Source organism: Caulobacter sp. P4_E5, assembly GCF_056401555.1.
Map to the genome: position 1 here is coordinate 1 of NZ_JBFUJD010000081.1, position 24,790 is coordinate 24,790.

At 68.8% G+C, this 24,790-nt stretch carries 23 protein-coding genes and 1 pseudogene; 17 read left to right on the forward strand and 7 right to left on the reverse strand.

Annotation, left to right across the window (positions count from 1 at the left end):
• Positions 1–911 precede the first annotated feature (911 nt).
• The 9 genes and pseudogenes from AC1DSO_RS20395 to AC1DSO_RS20435 form a co-directional block, all read left to right on the forward strand.
• Positions 912–1,034: pseudogene (locus AC1DSO_RS20395) on the forward strand (hypothetical protein); the annotation flags it as partial.
• 114 nt (positions 1,035–1,148) lie between these two features.
• Positions 1,149–1,418 carry an usg protein gene (locus AC1DSO_RS20400; RefSeq protein ID WP_056046662.1) on the forward strand — a complete coding sequence of 90 codons (270 nt, stop codon included), beginning with the start codon at positions 1,149–1,151 and terminating at the stop codon, positions 1,416–1,418.
• Positions 1,419–1,490: 72 nt separating this feature from the next.
• Positions 1,491–2,132, forward strand: a complete 642-nt coding sequence (locus AC1DSO_RS20405) for a phosphoribosylanthranilate isomerase (protein WP_477070549.1) — start codon at positions 1,491–1,493, stop codon at positions 2,130–2,132.
• A 29-nt stretch (positions 2,133–2,161) separates the two neighbouring features.
• Positions 2,162–3,382: a tryptophan synthase subunit beta gene (gene trpB, locus AC1DSO_RS20410; RefSeq protein ID WP_477070550.1), complete on the forward strand. Its 1,221-nt coding sequence runs from the start codon at positions 2,162–2,164 to the stop codon at positions 3,380–3,382.
• 28 nt (positions 3,383–3,410) lie between these two features.
• Positions 3,411–4,238, forward strand: a complete 828-nt coding sequence (gene trpA, locus AC1DSO_RS20415) for a tryptophan synthase subunit alpha (protein ID WP_477070551.1) — start codon at positions 3,411–3,413, stop codon at positions 4,236–4,238.
• 12 nt (positions 4,239–4,250) lie between these two features.
• Positions 4,251–5,174, forward strand: coding sequence for an acetyl-CoA carboxylase carboxyltransferase subunit beta (locus AC1DSO_RS20420; protein WP_477070552.1), 924 nt, complete (start codon positions 4,251–4,253; stop codon positions 5,172–5,174).
• An 11-nt stretch (positions 5,175–5,185) separates the two neighbouring features.
• Positions 5,186–5,302, forward strand: a complete 117-nt coding sequence (locus AC1DSO_RS20425; RefSeq protein WP_477070567.1) for a hypothetical protein — start codon at positions 5,186–5,188, stop codon at positions 5,300–5,302.
• A gap of 21 nt (positions 5,303–5,323) precedes the next feature.
• Positions 5,324–6,637: a bifunctional folylpolyglutamate synthase/dihydrofolate synthase gene (locus tag AC1DSO_RS20430; RefSeq protein WP_477070553.1), complete on the forward strand. Its 1,314-nt coding sequence runs from the start codon at positions 5,324–5,326 to the stop codon at positions 6,635–6,637.
• An 85-nt stretch (positions 6,638–6,722) separates the two neighbouring features.
• Positions 6,723–6,830: a hypothetical protein gene (locus AC1DSO_RS20435; RefSeq protein ID WP_082009057.1), complete on the forward strand. Its 108-nt coding sequence runs from the start codon at positions 6,723–6,725 to the stop codon at positions 6,828–6,830.
• 81 nt (positions 6,831–6,911) lie between these two features.
• On the opposite strand, the gene trxA is transcribed toward AC1DSO_RS20435, so the two are convergent.
• The 7 genes from trxA to AC1DSO_RS20470 all read right to left on the reverse strand — a co-directional run bounded on the left by trxA (position 6,912) and on the right by AC1DSO_RS20470 (position 16,964).
• Positions 6,912–7,244, reverse strand: coding sequence for a thioredoxin (gene trxA, locus AC1DSO_RS20440; RefSeq protein WP_477070554.1), 333 nt, complete (start codon positions 7,242–7,244; stop codon positions 6,912–6,914).
• Between the two features lie 120 nt (positions 7,245–7,364).
• Complete coding sequence (addA, locus tag AC1DSO_RS20445) at positions 7,365–10,832, reverse strand: double-strand break repair helicase AddA (protein WP_477070555.1); 3,468 nt, start codon at positions 10,830–10,832, stop codon at positions 7,365–7,367.
• Positions 10,829–13,834 carry a double-strand break repair protein AddB gene (gene addB / locus AC1DSO_RS20450; protein WP_477070556.1) on the reverse strand — a complete coding sequence of 1,002 codons (3,006 nt, stop codon included), beginning with the start codon at positions 13,832–13,834 and terminating at the stop codon, positions 10,829–10,831. The genes addA and addB overlap by 4 nt, the downstream gene beginning before the upstream one ends.
• Positions 13,831–14,556, reverse strand: a complete 726-nt coding sequence (gene murU, locus AC1DSO_RS20455) for an N-acetylmuramate alpha-1-phosphate uridylyltransferase MurU (protein ID WP_477070557.1) — start codon at positions 14,554–14,556, stop codon at positions 13,831–13,833. Before murU ends, addB begins: the two co-directional genes overlap by 4 nt.
• Positions 14,553–15,656: an N-acetylmuramate/N-acetylglucosamine kinase AmgK gene (amgK, locus tag AC1DSO_RS20460; RefSeq protein ID WP_477070558.1), complete on the reverse strand. Its 1,104-nt coding sequence runs from the start codon at positions 15,654–15,656 to the stop codon at positions 14,553–14,555. Before amgK ends, murU begins: the two co-directional genes overlap by 4 nt.
• Positions 15,646–16,092, reverse strand: a complete 447-nt coding sequence (tsaE, locus tag AC1DSO_RS20465; protein WP_477070559.1) for a tRNA (adenosine(37)-N6)-threonylcarbamoyltransferase complex ATPase subunit type 1 TsaE — start codon at positions 16,090–16,092, stop codon at positions 15,646–15,648. Before tsaE ends, amgK begins: the two co-directional genes overlap by 11 nt.
• Positions 16,089–16,964, reverse strand: a complete 876-nt coding sequence (locus AC1DSO_RS20470; RefSeq protein ID WP_477070560.1) for a 1-acyl-sn-glycerol-3-phosphate acyltransferase — start codon at positions 16,962–16,964, stop codon at positions 16,089–16,091. The genes tsaE and AC1DSO_RS20470 overlap by 4 nt, the downstream gene beginning before the upstream one ends.
• A 97-nt stretch (positions 16,965–17,061) precedes the next feature.
• Between AC1DSO_RS20470 and zapE the strand changes: the two genes are divergently transcribed.
• From zapE to AC1DSO_RS20510, 8 genes are all read left to right on the forward strand, one after another.
• The gene (gene zapE / locus AC1DSO_RS20475) at positions 17,062–18,180 is read left to right on the forward strand and encodes a cell division protein ZapE (RefSeq protein WP_477070561.1); all 1,119 of its coding nucleotides are present in this window, start codon (positions 17,062–17,064) and stop codon (positions 18,178–18,180) included.
• Positions 18,181–18,189: 9 nt separating this feature from the next.
• Complete coding sequence (locus AC1DSO_RS20480) at positions 18,190–18,774, forward strand: GDP-mannose pyrophosphatase (protein WP_477070562.1); 585 nt, start codon at positions 18,190–18,192, stop codon at positions 18,772–18,774.
• A gap of 162 nt (positions 18,775–18,936) precedes the next feature.
• A complete protein-coding gene (sdhC, locus tag AC1DSO_RS20485) occupies positions 18,937–19,344 on the forward strand; it encodes a succinate dehydrogenase, cytochrome b556 subunit (protein ID WP_477070563.1) in 408 nt (135 codons plus the stop codon).
• Entirely contained in the window at positions 19,311–19,757 is a 447-nt protein-coding gene (sdhD, locus tag AC1DSO_RS20490; protein WP_477070568.1) for a succinate dehydrogenase, hydrophobic membrane anchor protein, read from the forward strand. Before sdhC ends, sdhD begins: the two co-directional genes overlap by 34 nt.
• Complete coding sequence (gene sdhA / locus AC1DSO_RS20495) at positions 19,757–21,544, forward strand: succinate dehydrogenase flavoprotein subunit (protein WP_477070564.1); 1,788 nt, start codon at positions 19,757–19,759, stop codon at positions 21,542–21,544. The genes sdhD and sdhA overlap by 1 nt, the downstream gene beginning before the upstream one ends.
• 7 nt (positions 21,545–21,551) lie before the next feature.
• Positions 21,552–22,334, forward strand: a complete 783-nt coding sequence (locus AC1DSO_RS20500) for a succinate dehydrogenase iron-sulfur subunit (RefSeq protein ID WP_477070565.1) — start codon at positions 21,552–21,554, stop codon at positions 22,332–22,334.
• Positions 22,335–22,429: 95 nt separating this feature from the next.
• Positions 22,430–23,668, forward strand: coding sequence for an NAD(P)/FAD-dependent oxidoreductase (locus AC1DSO_RS20505; RefSeq protein ID WP_477070566.1), 1,239 nt, complete (start codon positions 22,430–22,432; stop codon positions 23,666–23,668).
• A 42-nt stretch (positions 23,669–23,710) separates the two neighbouring features.
• Positions 23,711–24,031, forward strand: a complete 321-nt coding sequence (locus tag AC1DSO_RS20510; RefSeq protein WP_047403792.1) for a 2Fe-2S iron-sulfur cluster-binding protein — start codon at positions 23,711–23,713, stop codon at positions 24,029–24,031.
• Positions 24,032–24,790: the final 759 nt, after the last annotated feature.

The window sequence follows — 24,790 nt, forward strand, 5'->3', positions numbered from 1 at the left end:
GTGCAGGGCTGTGCAGGGCTGATCAGGTCAGTCAAGGACCGCCTCCGGCGGCCGCGCGCGGCGACGCGGAGCGTCGTCCTTGAGTGACCTGATCAGCCCTGCGATCGTCTCGCCGTGAGATGTAAGGAGGGCTCCTTTCCTGGAGGGAAGGGTTTCTCACCCAAGCAAGGACGCTCACCGGAACCCCTCTCTCATGGAGAGAGGGAGGGGCCCGCCGCCGGAGGCGGTGGGAGGGTGAGTGGGTAGGCGAAGCCCCTGGACGATCTTGGGCGCCGTTGCGGGCGATGTGCCGGCACGCCGGCTAAGGGTGTAACCACTCACCCTCCCAYGCTKCGCRTGGGCCCCTCCCTCTCTCTCAGAGAGAGGGATTCAGGGAGATTCACGGGGATTGAGCGGGCTGTATCCCCGGCGYTCGCGAGATCGAAMCCAGCRAAATCAACGMCTTCTCACTTTTACGCGYGTCTGAATGATCCGCGTTGAATCCCGCTGCACAATCAWYSCTGTCCCCGTCGCAAGGGGAGGGCGCTTGGATCCGGCCCAAAGCGGCGATGGGGATAGGTTGAGCGGGGCCGCGTGGGCGCCGCCTCGGTTCGGGTGGTGGTCTGTTCGTGGATAGATCCGGGACCACACGAAGGCCGAGGGGTTAGCCGAGCGCGGAGCGACAGGGCGGTGATCGATCCAAAACCGCCTATCGTGGATCGCCGAGCTGGAGACGGAGTAGCCGATCCAGTTGGTCCACGCCCGTCCGGGGGTARCGGAGGCCCGAGCAGAYAACGCTCACGCCCGCCGTCCTCACGGCAGAGAACAGCCTGGCGGAGCGGACAAGCGAGCCGAAACACACAAACCATCACGGTCTCCGGGTTCGCCCGGCCGCTCCGTCGCCTCCCCAACCAACTTCAGCGGTGAACCGCGTGAAGCCGATGTCACTTGCCCCCACCTGGCCGCTTCGCGGCCGTCCGCCCCCGGAGGGGGCGGAAGACGCGCGCACAATCCTTCTTCCCCCTCCGGGGGAGGAGCGCCGCAGGCGCGGAGGGGGCAAGAAACAGGCGCCTCAACGCTTAGCTCACCCCCGCGACAACGCGTCCCTTGAGCGACTCACGCCGCGGGCGGAAGCTTTCAATTCGTCCGCGTTTATCGGAGCGTTTTCGATGGCGACCAGTGCGTTCGAACGGCAACTGCAAGGCTACGGCCTGACGACGGCCGAGATTCACTATCACCTGCCCGACCATCCCCACCTGCTGCAGCTCTATCTCTGGCAGGACTACGACCTGGCTCCCAAATTCCCGACCCTGAAGGGCTTTCTCGACTTCTGGGCCCGGGAGCTGGACGGGGTGCTGCACTCGGTCCGGGTCGCCCACAACCGGCTGATCGGGCCGCAGGAATGGCGGGCCGTGAACGGGGTCTTCACGTTGCAGTAGCATGGGCAATAGGAGGGCCAATGAGATTTGCTGGGCTTGCGTCGGGCGCTTCCCGAACGTAACTCCCCGCCAATGACCACGGCCAAGATCTGCGGACTGTCGACCCCCGAGACGGTGAAGGCCGCCTTCGACGGCGGGGCGGCGTTCCTGGGCTTCATCTTCTTCGAGAAGAGCCCGCGCAACATCACGCCCGAGACCGCCGCTCGCCTCGTCGAGCCGGTTCGCGGCCGCGGCGTGAAGACCGTCGCCGTCACCGTCGATCCCGACGACGCCCTGGTCGACCGCCTGATGGCGACCATGCGCCCCGACCTGATCCAGGTGCACGGCAAGGAAACCCCGTCGCGGGTCCGCGAAATCGCCGCCCGGGCCGGCGTCGGCGTCATCAAGGCCTTCTCGGTTTCCAGCGCCTCGGACGTGGATCAAGCCAACGCCTTCGATGGCGTCGTCGAGCACCTGATGTTCGACGCCAAACCCGTGGAGGGTTCCGCCCTACCCGGCGGCACCGGCGCGAGATTCGACTGGGAACTGCTGGCCGGCCGGCGATTTTCTCGCCCGCATTTCCTGGCTGGCGGGCTGGATCCCTGGAACGTGGGCGCGGCCGTCAAGGCCTCCGGCGCCCCGCTGGTGGACGTTTCCTCTGGCGTGGAGCGCGGTCCCGGCCTAAAGGACCCGGCTCTGATCACGGCGTTTCTCGACGCCGTCAAACGCGCCTAAACCTGAAAAGCGCAGCTCGGAAGACGATCTTGAACGTTCCTGCCAAGCCCAACGATTGGTCGGCTTACCCCGACGCCAAGGGCCGTTTCGGTGACTACGGCGGCCTCTATGTGGCCGAGACCCTGATGCCGCTCGTGCTCGAGCTGGACCGGGCCTACACGGAAGCCAAGAATGATCCCAGCTTCCAGAAGGAGCTGAAGGGCTACCTGACCCACTATGTGGGCCGCCCTAGCCCGCTCTATTTCGCCGAGCGGCTTTCGAAGCATTTCGGCGGCGCGAAGATCTATTTCAAGCGCGAGGAGCTGAATCACACCGGCGCGCACAAGATCAACAACTGCATGGGCCAGATCCTGCTGGCCCAGCGCATGGGCAAGACCCGGATCATCGCCGAGACCGGCGCCGGCCAGCACGGCGTGGCGTCGGCGACCGTGACGGCCCGCTTCGGCCTGCCCTGCGTCGTCTATATGGGCGCCGTCGACGTCGCCCGGCAAAAGCCCAACGTCTTCCGCATGAACCTGTTGGGCGCCGAAGTGCGACCGGTGACCTCGGGCGCGGCGACCCTGAAGGACGCCATGAACGAGGCGATGCGTGACTGGGTCACCAACGTCCACGACACCTATTACATGATCGGCACCGCCGCCGGTCCGCACCCCTATCCGGCCATGGTTCGAGATTTCCAGGCGGTGATCGGGACCGAGACCCGCCAGCAGATCCAGGAACTGGAAGGCCGCCTTCCGGACGCGGTCGTCGCCTGCGTCGGCGGCGGATCGAACGCCATCGGCATGTTCCACCCGTTCCTGGCCGACGAGAGCGTCAAGATCTACGGCGTCGAGGCCTCGGGCCACGGCCTGGAGACCGACAAGCACGCCGCGTCCCTGACCGGCGGCCGCCCGGGCGTGCTGCACGGCAACAAGACCTACCTGCTGCAGGACGAGGACGGCCAGATTCTCGACGCCCACTCGATCTCGGCGGGCCTCGATTATCCGGGCATCGGGCCGGAGCACTCGTTCCTGCACGACATCGGCCGGGCCCAGTACCTGACCTGCACCGACGACGAGGCCCTGCAGGCCTTCCAGCTGTGCGCCGAACTCGAGGGCATCATTCCGGCCCTGGAAAGCGCCCACGCCCTGGCCAAGCTGCCGCAACTGGCCAAGGAGATCGGCGAGGGCGGCGTCATCGTGCTCTGCCTGTCGGGCCGGGGCGACAAGGACATCTTCACCGTGGCCGACGCCCTCGGGCGCACCATCTAGGCTATGGCGATCTAGGGTAGACGAGACTTTGACCAAAGACCGTATCGACCGCCGTTTCGCGGCGCTGAAGGCCGAGGGCCGCGCGGCCTTCGTGGCCTATGTGATGGCCGGGGATCCGGACGCGGCGACCGCGCTCGAGATCGTCAAGGGCCTGCCGGGCGCCGGCGCCGACCTGATCGAGCTGGGCTTCCCGTTCTCGGACCCGATGGCCGAGGGGCCGACCATCCAGCGCGCCAGCCAGCGCGCTCTCGCCCAGAAGATGACGCTGAACGGCACGCTGGACATCGTCCGCGCCTTCCGCGAGGGCGACCAGGACACGCCGATCATCCTGATGGGCTATCTGAACCCGCTGGTGAACCGCGGCTTCGAAACCTTCGCCAAACAGGCCAACGACGCTGGCGTCGACGGCCTGATCGTCGTCGACTGCCCGCCCGAAGAGGCCGATCCGCTGTCGGACGCGCTGGAAGCCGAAGGTCTGGCGCTGATCCGTCTCGCCTCGCCGACGACGGACGACAAGCGCCTGCCGGCCGTGATCCGCCGCACCTCGGGCTTCGTCTATTACGTCTCGGTCGCCGGGGTGACCGGCGTGAAAGAAGCCGACGCCGATGCGGTGGCCCCGGCCGTCGAGCGCATCCGCAAGGCCTCGGGCCTGCCGGTCGCCGTGGGCTTTGGCATCCGCACGGCCGAACGCGCCGCCGAGGTGGCCCGCGTGGCCGACGCCGCCGTTGTGGGCTCCGCGCTGGTCGATGAAATCGAGTCGGCGGCCAAGTTGAACGAAAACGTGACCGAGAAGGTTCTTCTCAAGGCGTCGGAGCTGGCTAAGGCTGTGCGTTCGGCGCGAGTCGGGACGAAGTGAGGCTCTAAGGCTATGGCTATGGCTGAACCCCAGGACCCGAAAAAGGGCGAGAAAAAAGTGGCGACTGACCGCCGAGGCGGCTGGCTGTCGCGGATCGCACCGGGCGTGCGCGGCGCGTTCGCCAAGCGCGAGACGCCCGAGAACCTTTGGGTCAAGTGCCCCGACACGGGCGAGATGATCTTCCGCTCCGACCTGGAGGCGGCCCTGTGGGTCACGCCGGCCGGTCGCCACATGCGGATCGGGCCGGAAGCCCGCTTCAAGTTCACCTTCGACGACGGCCAGTACGAAGCCCTGCCGACCCCCTCGGTGCCCGAGGATCCGCTGCACTTCTCGGACGGCAAGCCCTACAAGGACCGCCTGATCGCGGCCCGCAAGGCGACCGGCGAGCCGGACGCCATGGCCATCGGCTACGGCAAGGTCGGCGGCGCCGACGCCGTGGTGCTGGTCCAGGACTTCGCCTTCATGGGCGGCTCGCTGGGCATGGCCGCTGGCGAGGGCTTCATCGCCGCCGCCAAGGCCGCGCTGGACCGTGAAGTCCCGCTGATCGCCTTCACCGCCGCCGGCGGTGCCCGGATGCAGGAAGGCGCGCTGTCGCTGATGCAGATGGCTCGCACCACGCTGGCGATCAACGAGCTGAAGGACGCGGCCCTGCCTTACGTCGTGGTCCTCACCGACCCGACCACCGGCGGCGTCACCGCCTCCTACGCCATGCTCGGCGACATCCACCTGGCCGAGCCGGGCGCCCTGATCGGCTTCGCCGGCCCGCGCGTCATCGAGCAGACCATCCGCGAGACCCTGCCGCCGGGCTTCCAACGCTCGGAATATCTGGTCGAGAAGGGCATGGTCGACCGCGTCACCCACCGCAAGGACCTGCCGGCGGTGCTGGGCTCGGTCCTCGGCACCCTGATGATGGGCCGCGGCCGCAAGGCGGCGTAAGGCGCTCTTTCATCCTCCCCCGTGAAACGGGGGAGGGGGACCGCGAAGCGGTGGAGGGGGCGCTTGCCGCCTCCGAAGCGCCCCCTCCGTCACGTCGCCTATTGGCGCCGCGCCACCTCCCCCGCTAGGCGGGTGAGGAGGAGACGAGAATGACCGAACACCTCCGCGCGCACGACGCCGCTCTCGAGCGGCTGAAGGCCCTGCATCCCAAGCTGATCGACCTGTCGCTGGACCGGATGCGGCGGCTGTGCGCGGCGCTGGGCGATCCGCAGGACCGCCTGCCGCCGGTGATCCACGTGGCCGGCACCAACGGCAAGGGCTCGACGGTCGCCTATCTCCGGGCCATGGCCGAGGCGGCGGGGCTCAAGGTCCACGTCTTCACCTCGCCCCACCTGGTTCGCTTCGCCGAGCGCATCCGCCTGGCCGGGACCCTGATCACCGACGCCCACCTGGCCGACGTGCTGGACCGCGTCGAGGCCGCCAACGCCGGCCAGCCGATCACCTTCTTCGAAATCACCACGGCCGCGGCCCTGGTCGCGTTCGCCGAGGTCCCGGCCGACCTGTGCATCGTCGAGGTCGGGCTCGGCGGAATTCTCGACGCCACCAACGTCGTCACGCCCAAGGTCAGCGTCATCGCCCCGGTCGACATCGACCACCGCGAATTTCTGGGCGACACCCTGACCGCGATCGCCGGCGAGAAGGCCGGGATCATCAAGCGGGGCGCGCCGGCGATCTCGGCCCGCCAGCAGGAAGAGGCCGAGACCGTCATCGAGGCCGCCGCCGACAAGGCCGGCGTCTCGCTGACCCTGATGGGTCGCGACTTCGACGCCTGGAACGAGCGCGGCCGGCTGCTGGTCCAGATGGATGACCGCCTGCTGGACCTGTCCGCGCCGTCGCTGCCGGGCGAGCACCAGTTCGCCAACGCCGGTCTGGCGGTCGCCGCTCTGCTGGCCTTGGCCGACTCGCGCATCGACGAGGCGGCCATGGGGCGGGGGATCGCCGGCACGGTCTGGCCGGCCCGCTTCCAGCGCCTGACCGCCGGCCCGCAGGCCGAACGCGCCAAGGCGGCCGGCGCCGACCTCTGGCTGGACGGGGGCCACAATCCGCACGCCGGCCGCGCCGTGGCCCGCGCTGTCTCCGACCTCGCCGCCCGCGACGGTCGGCCCGTGGCGCTGATCTCGGGCCTGCTGGCCAACAAGGACGCGACCGGCTTCTTCACGCCCTTCCGGGGCGTCGCGACCAAGGTCTTCACCGTCACCTTCGAAGGCGCCGCCGCCGCMAGCGCCGCTGAAACCGCCGCCGCCGCCGAGCTGGCGGGGCTGCGGGCTTGCGCCTGCGATTCGGTCGAGGACGCCCTGGAGCGCGCGCTCAAGCTGGAGCCCACGCCCCACGTTCTGATCTGCGGCTCGCTCTATCTGGCCGGCGAAGTGCTGGCGATGAGCCCCGAGACTTGGCCGGCCTAAGCGGGTAAGGCTGGCTGACGCCGATAGGGCGGCACGGCTCGCGGGACATCCTCGGCGGGCGCGCCCGTCCTGGCAGGAACCGCCAATGGCCAAGGGTCAGAAGAAGTCCAACAAGGAAGTCCGCAAACCGAAGGCCGAGAAGAAGGCTCCTCCGGTCTCGGTCTCGCCGTTCATCGTGACGCCCAAGAAGTAGGCCGCCCCAGGACCCGCTTGGACGAAAAACGCCCGCCCCGGAGACCGGAGCGGGCGTCTTCAATTCAGGCGGAAAGACCGGTTAGGCCGGTTGGACGCCGGCTTCGTTCAGCCATTCCAGGATCTTCTGCTTGGGCATGGCGCCGACCTTCATTGAGGTCATTTGGCCATCGCGGAACAGCATCATGGTCGGGATGCCGCGGACGCCGTAGCGCGACGGGGTCGTCGGGCTGTCCTCGATATTGACCTTGGCGACGGTGACGACGTCGGCCAGCTCTTCCGAGATCTGCTCCAGGGCCGGGGCGATCTGCTTACAGGGACCGCACCACTCGGCCCAGAAGTCCACCAGCACGGGCTTGCCGGCCTTCAGGACGTCGGATTCGAAGGTGGCGTCGGTCACCACAACGGTGCTCATGGTCTGCTCCAGTCTGGCGTCACGCGACGGCGCGGAGGACGCGATAAGGGTCGAAGCCCGAGATTCGTTCCGGGCGCTTGCCTCAAGATGTAGGGGCAGGTTGGCCGTCCGGCAACGGGATTAGGCCAGCCGGGCCAGCGCTTGGGCCATCACCTTTTCTGGAACCGGCATCAGTTTGGGACCATCGGTCCAGACCAGGGCGGCCTCGATCGCCCGGCCGGGGAACACTTCGCGCAGCACGGCGGCATAGACCGCCATCTGGGCCAGATAGGCCGGGTCGGCGTCCTCGATCCGGTCAGGAGACGGACGATTGGTCTTGTAATCGACCACCAGCACCCGCCCAGCGTCCACCACCAGCCGGTCGACCCGGCCGGAGACGGCCAAGCCCCTCGGCAGATGGGCGCTGGTTCCGGCCAGGGCGACCTCGGCGCGCGAGCCGGGCCCGAACACGGCGGCGAAGCGGGTGTCATCCAGGACCCCGAAAGCGGCCTGGGTCATTTCCTCGCGCTGGTCGTCGGTCAGATCCCGCTCTCCGGCCAGCAGGCGGTGGGCCGCGTCGGCGCGCTGTTCGGGCGCGATGTCGGGCAGCAGCTGCAGCAGCTTGTGGACGATCTCGCCCCGGCGATAGCGGCCCAGGCCCGAGACCCGCGCCAGCGGCGAGGGCGCTGGAACCCGGGCGTTGTCCTCGATTCGCGACGGGGCGGCGTAGCGGGCCGCCGCCGGCTCGGGCGGCGCGGCGCGGGTCATCCAGTCGGGCGAGACCGCCGAGGCGCGAATGTCCTCCGCCACGCGGGGCGCGGCTACGGGATCGGGGCCGTAGCGCAGGATTGCGGCGTCACCCTCGCCGAGGGTTCGAACCGCCGGCGCGATGTCGGGATGGGCGAAGGCGGCGCGGGCGGCGGCGTACCAGCCGCCGACCTTGTCATCCTTGGTCCGCGCGTCGATCCGGCCGCACAGGATCAGCCGGTCCCGGGCCCGGGTCAGGGCGACATAGAGCAGGCGCAGGGCCTCCTGGCTTTCCTTCTCCTCGCGCAGCTTGCGGGCTCTGGCCGAGGCGTCGCAGTCGCCCTTGCCGCTGGCGCACCACAGCAGGGCGCCGTCCTCGGTGACCAGGAACGGTGAACCGCCGGCCCCGCGCTTCACCGTCGTCTCGGGCAGGAAGACGATCGGCGCCTCCAGGCCCTTGGAGCCGTGCGCGGTCATCACCCGCACCTCGCGGCGAGCGCCTTCCATCTCGCGCTTGACCACGATGTCCAGGGCCGCGAAGTCGGCGACCAGGGCCTCCAGGTCACGCACGCCGCGCTGTTCGGCCTCCATCACCTGGGCCAGGAACTCGTCGAGCGCCTCCTCGGCCTCGGCCCCGAGGCGGGTCAGCACCTTGGCGCGGTGCGAGCGGCCGTCTTCACCAACCAATCCGAGCCAGCCGGCGAAGAACTCGAACGGCTGCCGGCGGCGGCCCTCGGTGATGGCCCAATCCAGCACCGCCCGTGCGGCGGTCCATTCGGGACGCTCCTGCGCCCGGCGCCGCAGCTCGGCCCACAAGGTGGCGCGACGGCCCCTGGCCAAGGCGTAGACGTCTTCGTCGGTCAACGAGCAGAACGGCGTCTTCAGCAGCGCCGCAAGGGTGAGGTCGTCATCCGGGAACAGGATGAACCGCCCCAGGGCCAGCAGGTCCTCGAACGCGATGTGGCTGGACAGCGACAGGCGGTCGGCCCCGGCCACCGGCACGCCGCGCCGCTTCAGAGCGCGCAGGATCTCCTCGAACAGCACCTTGCGGCGACGGACCAGCACGAGAATGTCGCCGGCGTGGGCGGCGCGATGGCGACCCAGCTCCTTGTCGAACACGGCGTCGCCGCGCGAAAGAATTGCGGCTGTCTCGGCGGCGATCGCTTCGGCCAGGCGGCGATTGGCGCTGCGCTCGCTCTCGGCGTCGACCGGCGCCTCCCAGGCCTCGCGCTCCTCGCCCGGCAGCTCGCGGGTCAAGGGCCAGAGGTCGACGCAGCCGGGGCCGTCGGTGCGGAACGGCTCATGCCGCACGAGATCCTGGCCGACCGGCGGCGGCACGCCTTCGCGGGTCTCGGGATCGGAGAACAGGGCGTCGACGAAGCTCAGCACCTCGCGGGTCGAACGGTACGACACCGTCAACGGCACGCCCTTGCCGATCGCGCCGACGGCCTCGATGCGGGCGATATAGTTCTGCGTCTCAACCAGCAGCCGCTGCGGATCGGCGCCCTGGAAAGAATAGATCGACTGTTTCTCGTCGCCGACCACGAACAACGTCCGATCGGCGCGGCGACCGCTCCAGCCCTCGGACGTCTCGCCAGCGAAGAAGTCGGCGGTCAGGGCGCTGAGGATCTCCCACTGCTCGGGCGCCGTATCCTGAGCCTCGTCCAGCAGGATGTGATCGATGCCGCCGTCCAGCTTGTAGAGCACCCAGGCGGCCTCGACCTTCTCGGTCAGCAGCACGCGGGTCTTGTCGATCAGGTCGGTGAAGTCGAGCGCGCCCCTCGCGTCCTTCTCGATCCGGTGCGAGGTCACGTACAGCACCGCTAGGCGCAGGGCGTCGGCGGTGTCCTCGGCCACCTTGGCGGCGCGGACCCGCTCGCGGGCGGCTTCCAGCTTGGCTTGCTCGAGCAGCAGCGCCTCGCGCAGGTCCTCTCGACTCTTCAGGCCCGAGGTCTTGGCCGGCCAGGTCGCCGGCGTCCCGTCGCCGCCTTCGGTGAACAGGGCGCGCAGGGCCAGGTCCAGGGTCGCGTCCGGATCGCGAGCCACGGCGGCCAGGGCCTCGGCGTACTTGGCGTCTTGCTTGCCGCCGCCGTCGAACAGCACCGTGGCGGCCGCCCGCCAGGCGCCGAGGTCCAGCCGGGCCATGGCCTGGGCGGCGAGGTCGGCGGCCGAGATCGGTTCGTCGAAACCGCAGCGCGCCCAGGCGTCGGCGATCGCTTCGGAAAGGCCGCCGCCGCGCGCGACATAGGCCATGATCTGCCCGCGTCGCGTCTCGAACCCGGCGAACATCGCCTCGAAGCTCTGGAAATCCAGGGCCACCGAGAATCGGGCATAGGCCTCTGAAAAGGCGTCCTGGTGGCTGTCGACCCAAGCGGCGGTGGCGCGGCGGGCGGCGCGGGCGATGGCGGCGCCGGCCTGGTCGTCCATGACCGTGAAGCCGGGCGAGACCCCGGCCTCCAGCGGAAACCGCCGCAGCAGCTTTTCGCAAAAGGCGTGGATGGTCTGGATCTTCAGGCCGCCCGGCGTCTCCAGCGCCTGGGCGAACAGGGCGCGAGCCTCCGAGAGGCGGCGGGCGTCATAGGTCGCATCACTCTCGCCGACCAGTTTCACGAGCTCGGCCCGCAGGTCGGCGTCGCTGGTCACCGACCACTTGCCCAGCCGCTCGAACAGGCGCCGCTGCATCTCGGCGGCGGCGGCCTTGGTATAGGTCACGCACAGGATCGCCTCGGGCTTGACCTTGGCCAGCAGTAGGCGCGCGACTCGGTCGATCAGGGTCTTGGTCTTGCCCGACCCGGCGTTGGCCGTGACGAAGGCCGAGATCGCCGGATCGGCGGCGATGCGCTGTGGATCGTGGAGGCTCATTCCCCGTCCCCGTCGTCGCCGCTGGTCGACCATTCGAACACCCGCGCCAGGTGGGCGTAGTCGCCGGGGTGCTCCTTGACGAACTGCGGGGCGACCCGCGAGCGATAGGGCTCGGCCGGATCGTCGTAGCGGGCGATCAGGGTCGAGAGGCCTTCGAGGGCTTTGGCGGCGGCGGCGCTGCTCTCTTCACCGGCGAAGGCGCGGACTTGCTCTTCGCCAGCAGGACGTCTTCCGGTGACGCGGACATAGGTCAGGTCCCCCGGCGCCGGGCTGCCCAGGTCCGGGAAGCCGCCGTGCATCAGGATCGCCGCCGTCAGGGTCAGCTGCGGTGAGAAGCCGGTGTCGACCTGCTTCTGCGACGGCGCAGCGCCGGTCTTGTAATCGAGGATGTGGACGGTCCCATCGGCCGTCGGCTCCAGCCGGTCGGCCTTGGCGGTCAGGGTGAACGGCCGGCCGTTGATCGAGAGGTCGAGCTTGCCCTCGGCCTCGACGACGATCCGGCGGGCGCCGACGCGGCGCTGGCGTTCCCAGTCGGCGACCCACAGAGCGGCCTCCCGGGCCAGGGACCTCTCACGGGCCAGGGCGGTCGGCGGCATGCCGGCCGCGACCAGGGCGTCGACATAGAGCTTTTCGAACACGGCGGCCGCGTCGGCCGGCACGGCGTCGGGGAAGGTCTCGACGAACATTTCGAACGCCGCGTGGATGGCGGTGCCTCGCGCCCTGGCCTCAACCGGCTCGTCGGGGCGCTCCAGCGGATAGAGCCGCAGGATGTCGCGGGCCCAGACGGCGTAGGGATCGCGGGTCAGGGCCTCGACCCGGGTCACGGCCATCTTGCGCGGACGGTCCTCGACCGGCGGGACCGGGGCGGGGCGCGCGATCGGGGCATACGGGCCAGGGGCGTCGAGGGTTCGGACCCAGTCCAGCACGTCGTCGCGGCGGGGCAGGGCGAGGCCGGCCCCGGCGGCGAGGGTCTTCAGCCGCCACAGCCAGCGTGATTCGACGGCGGGGGCGCCGCCACGCCGCTCGCAGTGGACCAGCACCACGTCCGGTGCGCTGGCGGCCTGGGCGAAGTCGTGGGCGGTCAGGCCGATCCGGCGCTCGGGCGGCGGCAGACCGAGGCGCGCGCGCATCGGCCGCGACAGGAACGGATCGATCGGCGCGCCCTGCGGCCAGACGCCTTCCTCCAGTCCGGCCAGCACCAGACGGTCGGCGCGGACCAGGCGGGCCTCGATAGCGCCCAGGATGCGCAGGCGCGGGTGGGTCGCGCCGCCGACCCGGACCGTCTCCTCATTGACCAGCCGGTCGAGGATGTCGGCGAAGGCCTGGGGGGAGGCGTCGGGCAGGGCCTGGCCGTCCTGGATCAGGGCCGCCATCAGCGCGCCGAGGCACTCGCCGGCCGAGCCCGCCCACAGGCGATCGGGCGCGATCAGGCTCTCCAGCGCCTCGACCAGAGCCTGGGCCGCCTGGGCCGGAGGCGCGAAGCCGTCGCCAGCATAGGGCGCGGCGGCGTGGCCGATCGTGGCCAGCACGCGCTCGGCCAGCGCCAAGGCGTCGGGCGCGTCCTTCAAGCGGGCGTGCAGCACCTCGGCGGATCCGGGCGCCGCGCCGCGCAGGCCCTTGCGTTCCAGCATCGCGGCGGCCGGCGCTTCGTCCTCGCCCAGCACCAGCGGGTGCTTGGCGAAGGCTAACAGGCGAACGGGGTTCAGGGGCTCCTCGACCAGCCGCGCCAGGTGCAGGGCCAGGATCGCCGAGCCCGAGGCGGCCAGCGGCGCGCCGGCCGAGCTGTCGGGGATCACGCCCCAGCGCTGCAATCGGGTCATCACCCGCCGGGCGAGGGTCTGGTCGGGCGTGACCAGGGCCGCGGTCATGTCCGGGGTTTCCAGCGCTTCGCGCAGCAGCAGGGCGCAGGCCCCGGCGGCCTCCTCTTCGGCGCGGGCGGCGATCACGGAGAAGCCGGTCAGGCCCTCGGCGATGGGGTCGAGGTCCGGCGCCTCGGCGCGCAGGGCGGCGATCTGGGCCAGCCAGTCGGCGGTGGCCTCGGCGGGCCGCAGGGCCTCGTTGACGATCCGCCGCCGCCAGCGGCCCCGGCTGTCGACGTCGGGGACCCAGGCGCGAACCTCCGAGCGGGCGACGCCGGCCCTGTCGAGCAAGCGCTTCATCGCGCCCTGGGGATGCTGCTCGCCTTGCGTGCCTTCGATCTGGGCCCAGGCGCTGTCGGCCAAGTCCTCGTCGAGGCCGGGCAGGACCACGGCGCCCTTGGGCGCGGCGGCGACGACGCGGAGCAGATCGGCGGTGGCGGGCGCGGTGCCGGTCGAGCCAGCGGCGACCAGCACCTCGCTCGGCGGGTCGTTCCGCCATTGCTCTTCCAAGGCCCGCAGCAGCCGCACCCGGCGTGCGGACACGTCGATCAGACCCAGGTCGGTCAGGCGCTCGGGCCAGGCGCGCAGCACCGCCTTCAGGAACTTGGCCGAGACCTGCCAGTGCTGGGCCAGGTCGCCTTCCGCCAAGCCGTCCAGCTTGCCGTCGATCTCGACCTCCTCGATCTGCGAGCTATCCAGGAAGTCCGACAGGGCCTTGGCCAGCTCCAGCGCCTGGACCGGGCCAGGCTTGAAGGAGAGCAGGCCGCCATGATCGACGACCAGCCGCGCCAACTCGAACCGGCGGCGGCGCGAGGAGATGGCCGGCGGAATGTCCAGCGACAGATAGCCCGGCTCGAACGGCGGCTCGCCCTCGTCCAGGTCGCCCAGCGGGCGGATCTGCGGCAGCAGCAGGGCCCTGCCGCCGCCGACCGCCAGGAAGGCGTCGGCCAGGGCGCGGGCGCCCCGTCGGGTTGGAGTCAGGACCGTGGCGCGGGGCAGGGCCTCGGGGCCCAGCGGCTCCAGGGCGCTCAGCAGGCCGCGCGCCAGGTCGTCGACGAACGGGCGGTGGGCGGGGATCGAGAACCAGCGCGGCCCCGGACGCTCGAAGAATGGGCGTTCGAAGAAGGGGGCCGGTCCGCTCATTCTTGCGCGAGACGAGCTTCTGCCGCCAGCTTGGCGTCAGGATCGCCGACGTGCATCCAGAGCCCGTCGGGGGCGACGCCGTGGACACGGTGGTTGGCCGCCAGGCGTCGCCAGATCGGCGTCAGGGAGAACGGTCCCTCGGGACCGTCGGCAGCGATGCGCGGATCGCAGATGTGGACGCCGACGTAGACCAGCGGCCCGGTCTCGCCGGCCGCCTTGAATCTCACGGCGCCGTCGTCTTCCAGGAAGACGTCGCCGCTGTCGTGGAAGCCCAGCGAGGTCGCAGTGGGCGCCAGCATCAGGCAAACGTCCATCCGTGTTGGATCCCAGGCGGCGACCATGGCGTCCAGGGCCGGGACGCCGGTCTCGATCCAGACCGAGTCGATGTTGGCGACCCACACGGGGCCCTCGCCCAGCAGCGGCAGGGCGTGCTTGAGGCCGCCGCCGGTTTCCAGGGCCTGGGGGCGCTCGTCGGAGATGACGATCCTTGGCGCGAGGCCCTTGGCCGCGCGCTCTTTCAGATGCGCCTCCAGGCGGTCGGCGAAGGCGTGGACATTGACCACGGCCGTCTCGACCCCGGCGGCGGCCAGGCGGTCCAGCATGTGATCGATCAGGGCCTTGCCCGCGACCTCGACCAGGGCCTTGGGCCGGTCGTCGGTCAGGGGCCGCATTCGGGTGCCGAGACCGGCGGCCAGCACCATCGCGATCTTGGGGCCGCTCATCGGCGTGTCTCCACCGGTACATACTGGTCGAACCAGGCCTTCAGCGCCGCCAGCGCCGGATCGGCGAAGCAGACATCCAGATAGACCCACAGGCGCGGGATGAAGTCGGCGTAGCGAGGCTTGCCGTCGCGGGTCACTAGCCGTGCGAAGATGCCCAGGATTCGGATGATGTTTAGCGCGCCCAGCGCATGATAGTCGGCCAGGAAGGCGGCGCGGTCCAAATCAGGCCGCGCGGCCAGGTAGCGCTCCAGGCAGGCGGCCTCGCGTTCGGGCGAGACGGTGCGGCGGGCGTCATGCAGCAGCATCGACAGGTCCCAGGCCGGGTGGGCCAGGAGCGCGTCCTGGAAGTCCAGCATGCCGACCCGAGCCGCGCCCTGGCGTTTCGGCAGCCAGATCAGGTTCTCGGCGTGATAGTCGCGGTGGCAGAAGACGGTCGTGCCGGCCTCGCCCTTGGCGCGGATGGGCGCCCAGATCGCGTCCCACTCCGCCAGGGCCGCTTCGTCGAAGGCCACGCCGCGGAACTTCGGTTGCCACTCGACAAAGATGTCGTGGGCGGTCTTCAGCGCCAGGCCGTCATAGGCCAGCAACGGCCAGGTCGAGCCGTTGAAGCTGAGCACGCTGGGCGGCGACGCGGCGTGAAGGGCCAGAAGGCCGTCGACGGCGGCGTCGTACAGCGGAGCCTCGTCGGTCCCCGTTTCGATCAGGCGGGCATAGAGGTCGTCGCCTAGGTCCTCCAACACGGCCAGACCCGCCGCCGCGTCGGCGGCCAGCACCTTGGGCGCCGAGAGCCCTTGGGCGTTCAGCCAGCCGGCGCAGGCGACGAAGGCGTCCACCCGGCCGGCGGCCAGGCGCGCCAGGGCATTGTAGCCGAGGACCGCACGCTGGGCCGGCGTGGCGTCCGGCGGGCAGGGCGCGGTCTCGACCGACGGTGGCTGGTCCATGAAGATGAAGCTGGCGTCGTCTCGGTGCAGCCGCTCGTACGATCGCGTCGAGGCGTCGCCGCCTAGCGGCTCGCGGCGGACGTCGCCAAAGCCGTGGGCCTCCAGGAAGGCGGCCTTGGCCGCTTCTCTCTCAGACCCCGTGGGGCGCTCAGAACTCAAGGGAACGTCCTTCGAAATCACCGTGCCGTACGATGACGGCGCGCCGCGCGTCGCCGTCGAGGGCGATGTCTATATCGAGCCGAGTCGCCGGCAAACGCCCTTCCAATCTCTGGGGCCACTCGATCAAGGCGACGCCGTCGTCCAGCGCCTCGTCCAAACCGATCTCGTACGCCTCGTCGGGGTCCGACAGGCGGTAAAGATCGAAGTGGGCCAAGGGGAAGGCCGCCGTCTCGTAGAACTGCACCAGGGTGAAGGTCGGGCTGGGGACTTCTTCGTCCGGCGTGGTCAAGGCGCGGATCAGGGCCCGGGCCAGGGTCGACTTGCCAGCGCCCAGCGGTCCGGTCAGGCACACCGCGTCGCCCGGACGCAGTGCGGCGGCCAGGGCGCGGCCCAGACCTTGAGTCGCGGCCTCGTCGGCGAGGAAAACAGAAGTCACGTCAGGCGGCTCGTCTGATCGATTGGCAACACGCGCTCCACATAGCGCTTCAGCGCCTCCGTGGCTTCTCCGGCGTCGTGGGGCAAGGCCTCGGGATCGATCGGCGCGCCGACGATCAGCGAGAACCGCCGGCCCTTCTTGTTCAGCAACTCGTGGAACAGGGTGATGTCGCGCAGTTCCTTCCAGCGCTTGTCGAACAGGTGGAACAGGGTCGACCAGGGGCCGGTCAGATGGATCGGGACGATCGGCGCGGCGTATTTGCGGGCGATCGAGACGGCCGAGGTCATCCAGGGCGGGTCGGTCAGCCGGCCCTCGGCGTCCTTCACCGCCAGGCGCCCGGCCGGAAAGATCATCAGGGCGCGCTCGGCCTCCATCGCCTCGCGGGTCATCGACAGGGTTAGGCGCATGCGTTCGCGACTGCGCTTCTCCTCGACCCATTCGACTGGGATCAGCACCTCGTCGAAGCGGCGGCAGACGCGGTGGGCGTCGGCGTTGGCGAAGAAGACGACGTCCGGACGTCGGGCCTTGATCGTGTCGTAGACCGCGACCCCGTCGCCGATGCCTGTGGGGTGATTGGCGACGATGACAACACGGCCGGTCGTCGGCAGGTGCTCCAGGCCCGAAACCTCGACCTTCAGCGCCAGCAGATCGGAGACATGCTCCAGCGCCGCGCGACCGCCGAGCAGGCAGATAGTCTCGGCCATCCGCCGGGCTTTCCCGTAGTCGAGCAGCCCGTGGAAGCCGGGTCGGACCAATGGCCAGATCGCCGATCCGGTCAGGCGCGGCGCGCGCTCGGCGATCAGAGTGTCGATGATGTGGGGCGACGAGGCGTCTGGCGTCTCGGCCACCCCGACGGCCGGAACGTGAACCATCACGGGAGTTTAGGCGCGGCGCGCGACTCTGTCAGCAGACGGAGCGTACATCTGCGGGCTTCCCCCCGGGCCGCTCACGCGCTAACCGCAGTCCTCGATGCCGACATCCCTTCGCACCGCCTATCGCGAGCGCCTGGCCCAGGGCGAGATCAAGCCCGACGTCGCCCAAGCCGCCGCCGTCGAGGCGCTGTCGCGGCTGGAGTCCGATCTCGACTCCGCCGGCGAGCCCGGCTTTTCGCTGTTCGGCCGCAAGCCCAAAAGCCAGCGCGGCGTCTATCTGTGGGGACCGGTCGGGCGCGGCAAGTCCATGCTGATGGATCTGTTCTTCGACAGCGCGCCCGTGACCAAGAAGCGCCGCATCCACTTCCACGCCTTCATGGCCGAGGTCCACGCCGACATCGACGCCTGGCGCAAGGGTGACGCGGCGACGCGAAAGGCGCGCTTTGGCCAGGCCAAGGGCGACGACCCGATCGCGCCGACCGCCGAGCGGATCGCCGACGAGGCCCGCCTGCTGTGCTTCGACGAGCTGCAGGTCACCGACATCGCCGACGCCATGATCCTGGGCCGGCTGTTCGAGGCCTTGTTCGGGCGAGGCGTAACCCTGGTGGCCACCTCCAACCGGCCGCCGGAAGACCTCTACAAGGACGGGCTCAACCGCCAGCTCTTCCTGCCGTTCATCGACATGCTGAAGTCGGCCTTGGACGTCGTGGCCGTGCGTGGTCCGGTCGACTTCCGCCTGGACCGCCTGCGCGCCGCCCGCACCTGGTTGGCGCCGAACGACAAGGCCAACCAGGCCGAGTTCGAGCGCCTGTGGGCCGACATGCTGGACGGCGCGCCCGAGACCGGCGCGACCTTGGAGGTGCTGGGCCGCAAGATGCGCCTGCCGCGCGCGACCGGCGGCATGGTCCGCTCGTCGTTCGCCAGCCTGTGCCAGCAGGCGCTGGGGCCGCAGGACTATCTGGCGATCGCCGAACGCTTCCACACCGTGTTTCTCGAGGACGTGCCGCGCCTGACGCCCGCCCGCCGCGACGCGGCCAAGCGGTTCAACACCCTGATCGACGCGCTCTATGAAGCCGACGCCAAGCTGGTGGTCCTGGCCGACGCCGAGCCCGAGGCGCTGTATCCCGAGGGTGATGGATCCTTCGAGTTCGAGCGCACGGTCTCGCGCCTGCAGGAAATGCGATCGGCCGACTACGTCGCGCGGGTCCGGGACTAGGAGCCCAAGATGACCGTCAAAGATCGCCTCCGGGTTCACGAGACCAAGCTGCTGTCCGACAACTGGTACGTCCTCAAGACGACCAGCTTCGACTGGAAGCGTCGCGACGGGACCTGGCAAACCCAGCACCGCGAGCACTACGACCGGGGCAATGGGGCGGTGCTGCTGCCCTACAACTTGGCGAACCGGACCGTGCTGCTGGTGAAGCAGTTCCGCTGGCCGGCCTATGTGAACGGCTATGACGACCTGCTGATCGAGGCGGCCGCCGGCTTGCTGGACGACGCCGAGCCCGAGGTCCGGATCCGGGCCGAGGTCGAGGAGGAGCTGGGCTATCGCCTGAGCGAGGTGCGCCCGGTGTTCCAGGCCTTCATGAGCCCGGGTTCGGTCACCGAGATCCTGCACTTCTTCGTGGCCGAGTACGACGCCTCGATGCGGATCGGCGACGGCGGCGGTCACCCCGACGAGGGCGAGGATATCGAGGTGCTGGAGCCGACCATCGACGAGGCCTTGGCCATGATCGCCGACGGCCGTATCCGCGACGCCAAAACCATCATGCTGCTGCAGCACCTGGCCTTGACGCTGTTCCGCGCCTGAAGCGAAGGCGCCTTTTACGCAACCTTGGCCTTTGGAGTTCCGGGACGCGCCCGCGACACGCTCTGCGAACGTTTCTCAACAGGGCGCCGTTTAATTGACACCCAAGCCTTCGCGCTTAAAAGCGTCCCGCAACGCACAAAGGCTACTGAGGTTGGACCTTCCATGACCGATACGAGCCGGGGGCCGCTGGAGCGCCCGATGTCGCCCCACCTGCAGGTGTGGCGCTGGCATATCACCATGGCCTGCTCGATCCTGCACCGCGGCTGCGTCATCGGCCTGTACGTCGGCGCCGTGATCCTGGCCGGTTGGGCCGCCGCCGTAGCCGCCGGGCCCGAGGCCTATGCCGGCTATCTGAGCGTGCTGGGTTCGCCGATCGGCAAGCTGGTGCTGCTGGGCGAGACCTTCGCCGTGTTCTTCAACATCGCCTACGCGATCCGCCAGACCTTCTGGGACGCCGGCAAGGGCTTCGCCCCGCGCATCGCCGACATGACCGGCGCGATGGCGATCGCTTTCGCGGTCGTGGCGACGATCGTCACCTGGGTCATCGCCGGCGCGAACGGAGCGTTCTGACCATGAGCAAGTCTGCTTCCGAGCAATTCCGCACGCCGCTGTCGCGCGCCCGGGGCCTGGGCGCCTCGCGCCACGGGGTCGGCCACTTCATCACCGAGCGCGTCTCGGGCCTGGCCCTGATCCCGCTGAGCATCTGGGGCGTCTATGCCGCCCTGAAGCTGGTCGGCGCCGACCAGCACAGCGTGACGACTTGGATCGGCCAGCCGGTGAACGCTGTGCTGCTCAGCCTGCTGCTGATCGCCGCCCTGATCCACCTGCAACACGCGGTCCAGGTGGTGATCGAGGACTACATCCACCGCTTCACGAGCAAGTCGGCCCTGGTGATCGGCAATCTGTTCGTCTGCGTGCTGGCCGGCGCCGTGGGGGTCTTCTCGATCCTCAAGGTGGCCCTGACCGTGACCGGAGCCCATTGATGTCGGCCTACAAGTTCATCGACCACAAGTTCGACGTCGTCGTCGTCGGCGCCGGCGGTTCGGGTCTCCGCGCCGCCTTGGGCGCCGCCCAGGCCGGGCTCAAGACCGCCTGCATCACCAAGGTTTTCCCGACCCGCAGCCACACCGTCGCCGCCCAAGGCGGCATCTCGGCCTCGCTGGGCAATATGGGCCAGGACGACTGGCGCTGGCACATGTTCGACACCGTCAAGGGTTCGGACTGGCTGGGCGACCAGGACGCCATCGAGTACCTGACCCGCAACGCTCCGGCGGCGGTCTACGAGCTCGAGCACTGGGGCGTGCCCTTCTCGCGCACGGCCGACGGCAAGATCTACCAGCGCGCCTTCGGCGGCATGACCAAGAACTACGGCGAAGGCCCGATCCAGCGCACCTGCGCGGCGGCCGACCGCACCGGTCACGCCATGCTGCACACGATGTACGGCCAGTCCCTGGCCCACGACACCGAGTTCTTCATCGAGTACTTCGCCCTCGACCTGATCATGGACGACGGCGTCTGCCGCGGCGTGACGGCGTGGAAGCTCGACGACGGCACCCTGCACCGCTTCCAGGCCCAGATGGTGATCCTGGCCACCGGCGGTTACGGCCGCGCCTACTTCTCGGCCACCTCGGCCCACACCTGCACCGGCGATGGCAACGCCATGGCGCTGCGCGCCGGCCTGCCGCTGCAGGACATGGAATTCGTGCAGTTCCACCCGACGGGGATCTACGGCGCCGGCTGCCTGATCACCGAAGGCGCCCGCGGCGAAGGCGGCTACCTGACCAATTCGGAAGGCGAGCGCTTCATGGAGCGCTATGCGCCGTCCGTGAAGGACCTGGCGCCGCGCGACATGGTCAGCCGCGCGATGACCATCGAGATCCGCGAAGGCCGGGGCGTGGGCCCGAACAAGGACCACATCTTCCTGCACCTGGATCACCTGGATCCTAAGATCCTGCATGAGCGCCTGCCCGGCATTTCCGAGACCGCCAAGGTCTTCGCCGGCGTCGACGTCACCAAGGMRCCGATCCCSGTGSTGCCGACSGTCCACTACMASATGGGCGGCATCCCGACCAACTATCACGGCGAGGTCGTCACCAAGCTGGGCGACAACCCCGACCAAGTGATCCCGGGCCTGATGGCCGTGGGTGAGGCCGCCTGCGTGTCGGTGCACGGCGCCAACCGCCTGGGCTCGAACTCGCTGATCGACCTGGTGGTGTTCGGTCGCGCCGCGGCCCTGCGCTGCGCCGAGATCCTCAAGCCCGGCGCCAAGCAGCCCGAGCTGAAGGACGTCCAGACCGACGGCCACCTGGCCCGCTTCGACCGCTTCCGCAACGCCTCGGGCGCGACCCCGACCGCCGAGCTGCGTCTCGAGATGCAGAAGGCTATGCAGGAGGACGCCGCAGTGTTCCGCACCGGCGAAAGCCTGGTCAGCGGCGTCGCTCGCCTGGCCGAGGTCTGGCGCAAGAAGGCGGACATCAAGGTCAGCGATCGGGGTCTGGTGTGGAACACCGACCTGATGGAGACCCTGGAGTTCGACAACCTGATCGGCCAGGCGGTGGTCACGGTGAACGGCGCGGTCAACCGCACCGAAAGCCGCGGCGCCCACGCCCGCGAGGATTTCGCGGACCGCAACGACGCCGACTGGATGAAGCACACCCTGGCCTGGCTCGATGTCGACACCGGCAAGGTGAAGATCGATTACCGCCCGGTGCACAGCTACACGATGTCCGACGACATCGCCTACATCCCGCCGAAGCAACGGGTCTACTGAGGGTACGATGGTCGAACTCGCACTCCCCAAGAACTCGCAGGTCAAGTCGGGCAAGCACTGGCCCGCGCCGGCTGGCGCCAAGAAGGTCAAGACCTTCAAGATCTACCGGTACGACCCGGAAGCCGGCGGCAATCCGCGCTGGGACACCTACGACGTCGACATGGACRCCGTGGGCCCCATGGTCCTAGACGCCCTGCTCTATATCAAGAACAGCATCGACCCGACCTTGGCCTTCCGCCGGTCGTGCCGGGAAGGCGTCTGCGGTTCGTGCTCGATGAACATCGGCGGCCGCAACACCCTGGCCTGCACCCACGGCTGGGCAGAGGTGCCGGGCAAGGCTGTCCAGATCAGCCCGCTGCCGCACTTGCCGGTGGTCAAGGACCTGATCCCGGACCTGACGCTGTTCTATGCTCAGTACGCCTCGGTCGAGCCCTGGCTGCACACCGACACGCCCGAGCCGCAGACCGAGTGGAAGCAGAGCCCGGAGGATCGCGAGAAGCTCGACGGCCTCTACGAATGCATCCTCTGCGCCTGCTGCTCGACCTCGTGCCCCAGCTACTGGTGGAACGGCGACAAGTATCTGGGCCCGGCGGTCCTGCTGCACGCCTATCGCTGGCTGATCGACAGCCGCGACGAAGCCACCGGCGACCGCCTCGACGCGCTCGAGGATCCGTTCAAGCTCTATCGCTGCCACACGATCATGAACTGCGCCCAGGTCTGCCCGAAGGGCCTGAATCCGGCCAAGGCGATCGCTGAGATCAAGAAGATGATGGTCGAGCGCGTCGTCTGACGCGCTCGCTATCTGCTCCCCACTTATCCGCCTTGATCAAAGGCGCTTGCCAATAGGTGACGCCGGCGTCATTTTTGACGAAAGGGAGGGCGTCCTTGAGCGCTAACGCCAATCAGAACGCGTGCGTCGTCATCGTCGGCGCGGGTCATGCGGGCGGTTCGGCCGCGGCCTTCCTGCGCCAGTACGGCCACGGGGGGCGGATCGTGCTGATCGGCGACGAGCCGCTGCTGCCCTACCAGCGCCCGCCACTCTCCAAGGCTTGGCTGAAGGGCGAGGCCGACGCCGACAGCCTCTCGCTCAAGCCGGCCGAATGGTACGCCGACAATAACGTCTCCCTGCGGCTGTCGGGGGTGGCCGAGCGGATCAACCGGTCGGAGAAGACCGTGACCCTGGCCTCGGGCGAGGCCATTTCCTACGATTTCCTCATTCTCGCCACCGGCGCCCGCGCCCGCGAGCTGCCGATCCCCGGCTCGGACCTGGCCGGAGTCCTGGCCCTGCGCACCGCGGCTGACGCCGAACTGCTCAAGCACGCTCTCGGGCCTGACAAGCGCCTGGCCGTGATCGGCGGCGGCTATGTCGGGCTCGAAGCGGCCGCCTCGGCCCGCGCCCTGGGCAGCCATGCGATGGTCATCGAGCGGGAAGGACGCGTCCTGGCCCGCGTCGCCTGCGAGACCCTGTCGCTTTTCTTCCAGGACTATCATGGTCGTCACGGCGTGACGTTCGAGCTGAACGCCGGCGTCGCAGGCTTCGACGGCGTGGACGGCCATGTCACGGGCGTACGGTTTACCGACGGCCAGGTCGTCGCCTGTGACGTCGCCCTGGTCGGCGTCGGTGCGACTCCCAATGACGAGCTGGCCAAGGACGCGGGCCTGGCCACGGCGAACGGCGTGGTCGTCGATCTGGAGGCGCGGACGAATGATCCGTCCGTCTTCGCGATCGGCGACGTCACCCACCGGCCGTTGCCGCTCTATGAGCGCCAGTTCCGCCTGGAGAGCGTGCCCAACGCCCTGGAGCAGGCCAAGCAGGCCGCCTCGGCGATTCTCGGCCGGCCCGGCCCGGCGCCCGAGGTCCCGTGGTTCTGGTCCGACCAGTATGATCTGAAGCTGCAGATCGCCGGCCTGCCGTTCGAGGCCGATCGTCAGGTGGTGCGCGGCGACGTCGCCGCCGCCAAGTTCGCGGTCTTCCATCTGAAGGGCGATCTTCTCCAGGCGGTCGAGGCGGTCAATGCGCCGCCCGAGTTCATGGCCGGCAGGCAGCTGATCGCCAAGCGTACGCCGGTCGACGTCCACAAGCTCGCCGATCCGGCGGTGTCCATGAAGGAGGTGGCGGCTTAGCGCCGCCCTCCGAGAGAGCCCTCCAGGGGTAATAGGAAGCAGATGGCCAAGATCACCTACATCGAACACGACGGAACCGAACACGCCCTCGAGGTGAAGCCGGGTCTGACGGTCATGGAAGGCGCGGTGAAGAACAACGTGCCGGGCATCGACGCCGACTGCGGCGGCGCCTGCGCCTGCGCGACCTGTCACGTCTATGTCGACGACGCTTGGCTGGCCAAGACCGGCGACAAGTCGGCCATGGAAGAGTCGATGCTGGATTTCGCCGAGAACGTCGAGCCCAACAGCCGCCTGTCGTGTCAGATCAAGGTGAGCGACGCGCTGGACGGCCTGGTCGTGCGCTTGCCCGAGAGCCAGCACTAAAACGGTCCGTCAAAAGAGCGTCGTTATATTGTCGCGAGGGGGTTGCCAGTCGTCCGAGGGAGGACTAGATCACCGCCTCGCTCGGAACGGCATCGCGACCGGACGACGCGGCTCCCGCAAGGGAGTTGCATCGGTTCAGACGCTTCGCTAAACACCGCGCTCCAATCGACTCGATGACGGATCCGCAAGGGCGGCCACGGCGGCCCAGGGATCCTCTTTTTGTCTCTTCGATCCCGGATTACCGGATGTCGAAAAAGCGGAAACGAGTTGGTTGACTTCGGAATGTCGCTTCATTAGAAGCGCCGCTCCGAGACATCGCAGACAAGAGTTCGCAAGAATTCAGCGGCGCGATGTTAAGTCATTCAAGAAGTTGTTCTGAAGTTTCTTCAAAATAACTGATTGACTGGCAAGGTTAGCTTCTCTAGAAGCTGGCCGCTCTGGTGTCTCCGGGATTTCTCGGGCTCGCCGGTCTTGTTCGAARCGTTTTGAAAAAAACGATTTGACATGGAATTCGAGGTTCGCTAGATAGCCGCCTCCGCCGACATCGGGCGTTAAAGGGATGGGCCGCTGAGGCGGTTGGGTCTTTGACATTGTTGATTTGGAAAGAGAAACGCAGGCGGCGGCGCTCTGGCGATGGACTGAAAGGTTCATCTCGAACGCTGACAATTGCGGTCTCTTGAAGACACCATGAATATCATGGACTGGAAACTTCGGTTTTCAATTCATCGATGTGATTGGGAACTCGTCAAGATACTATGC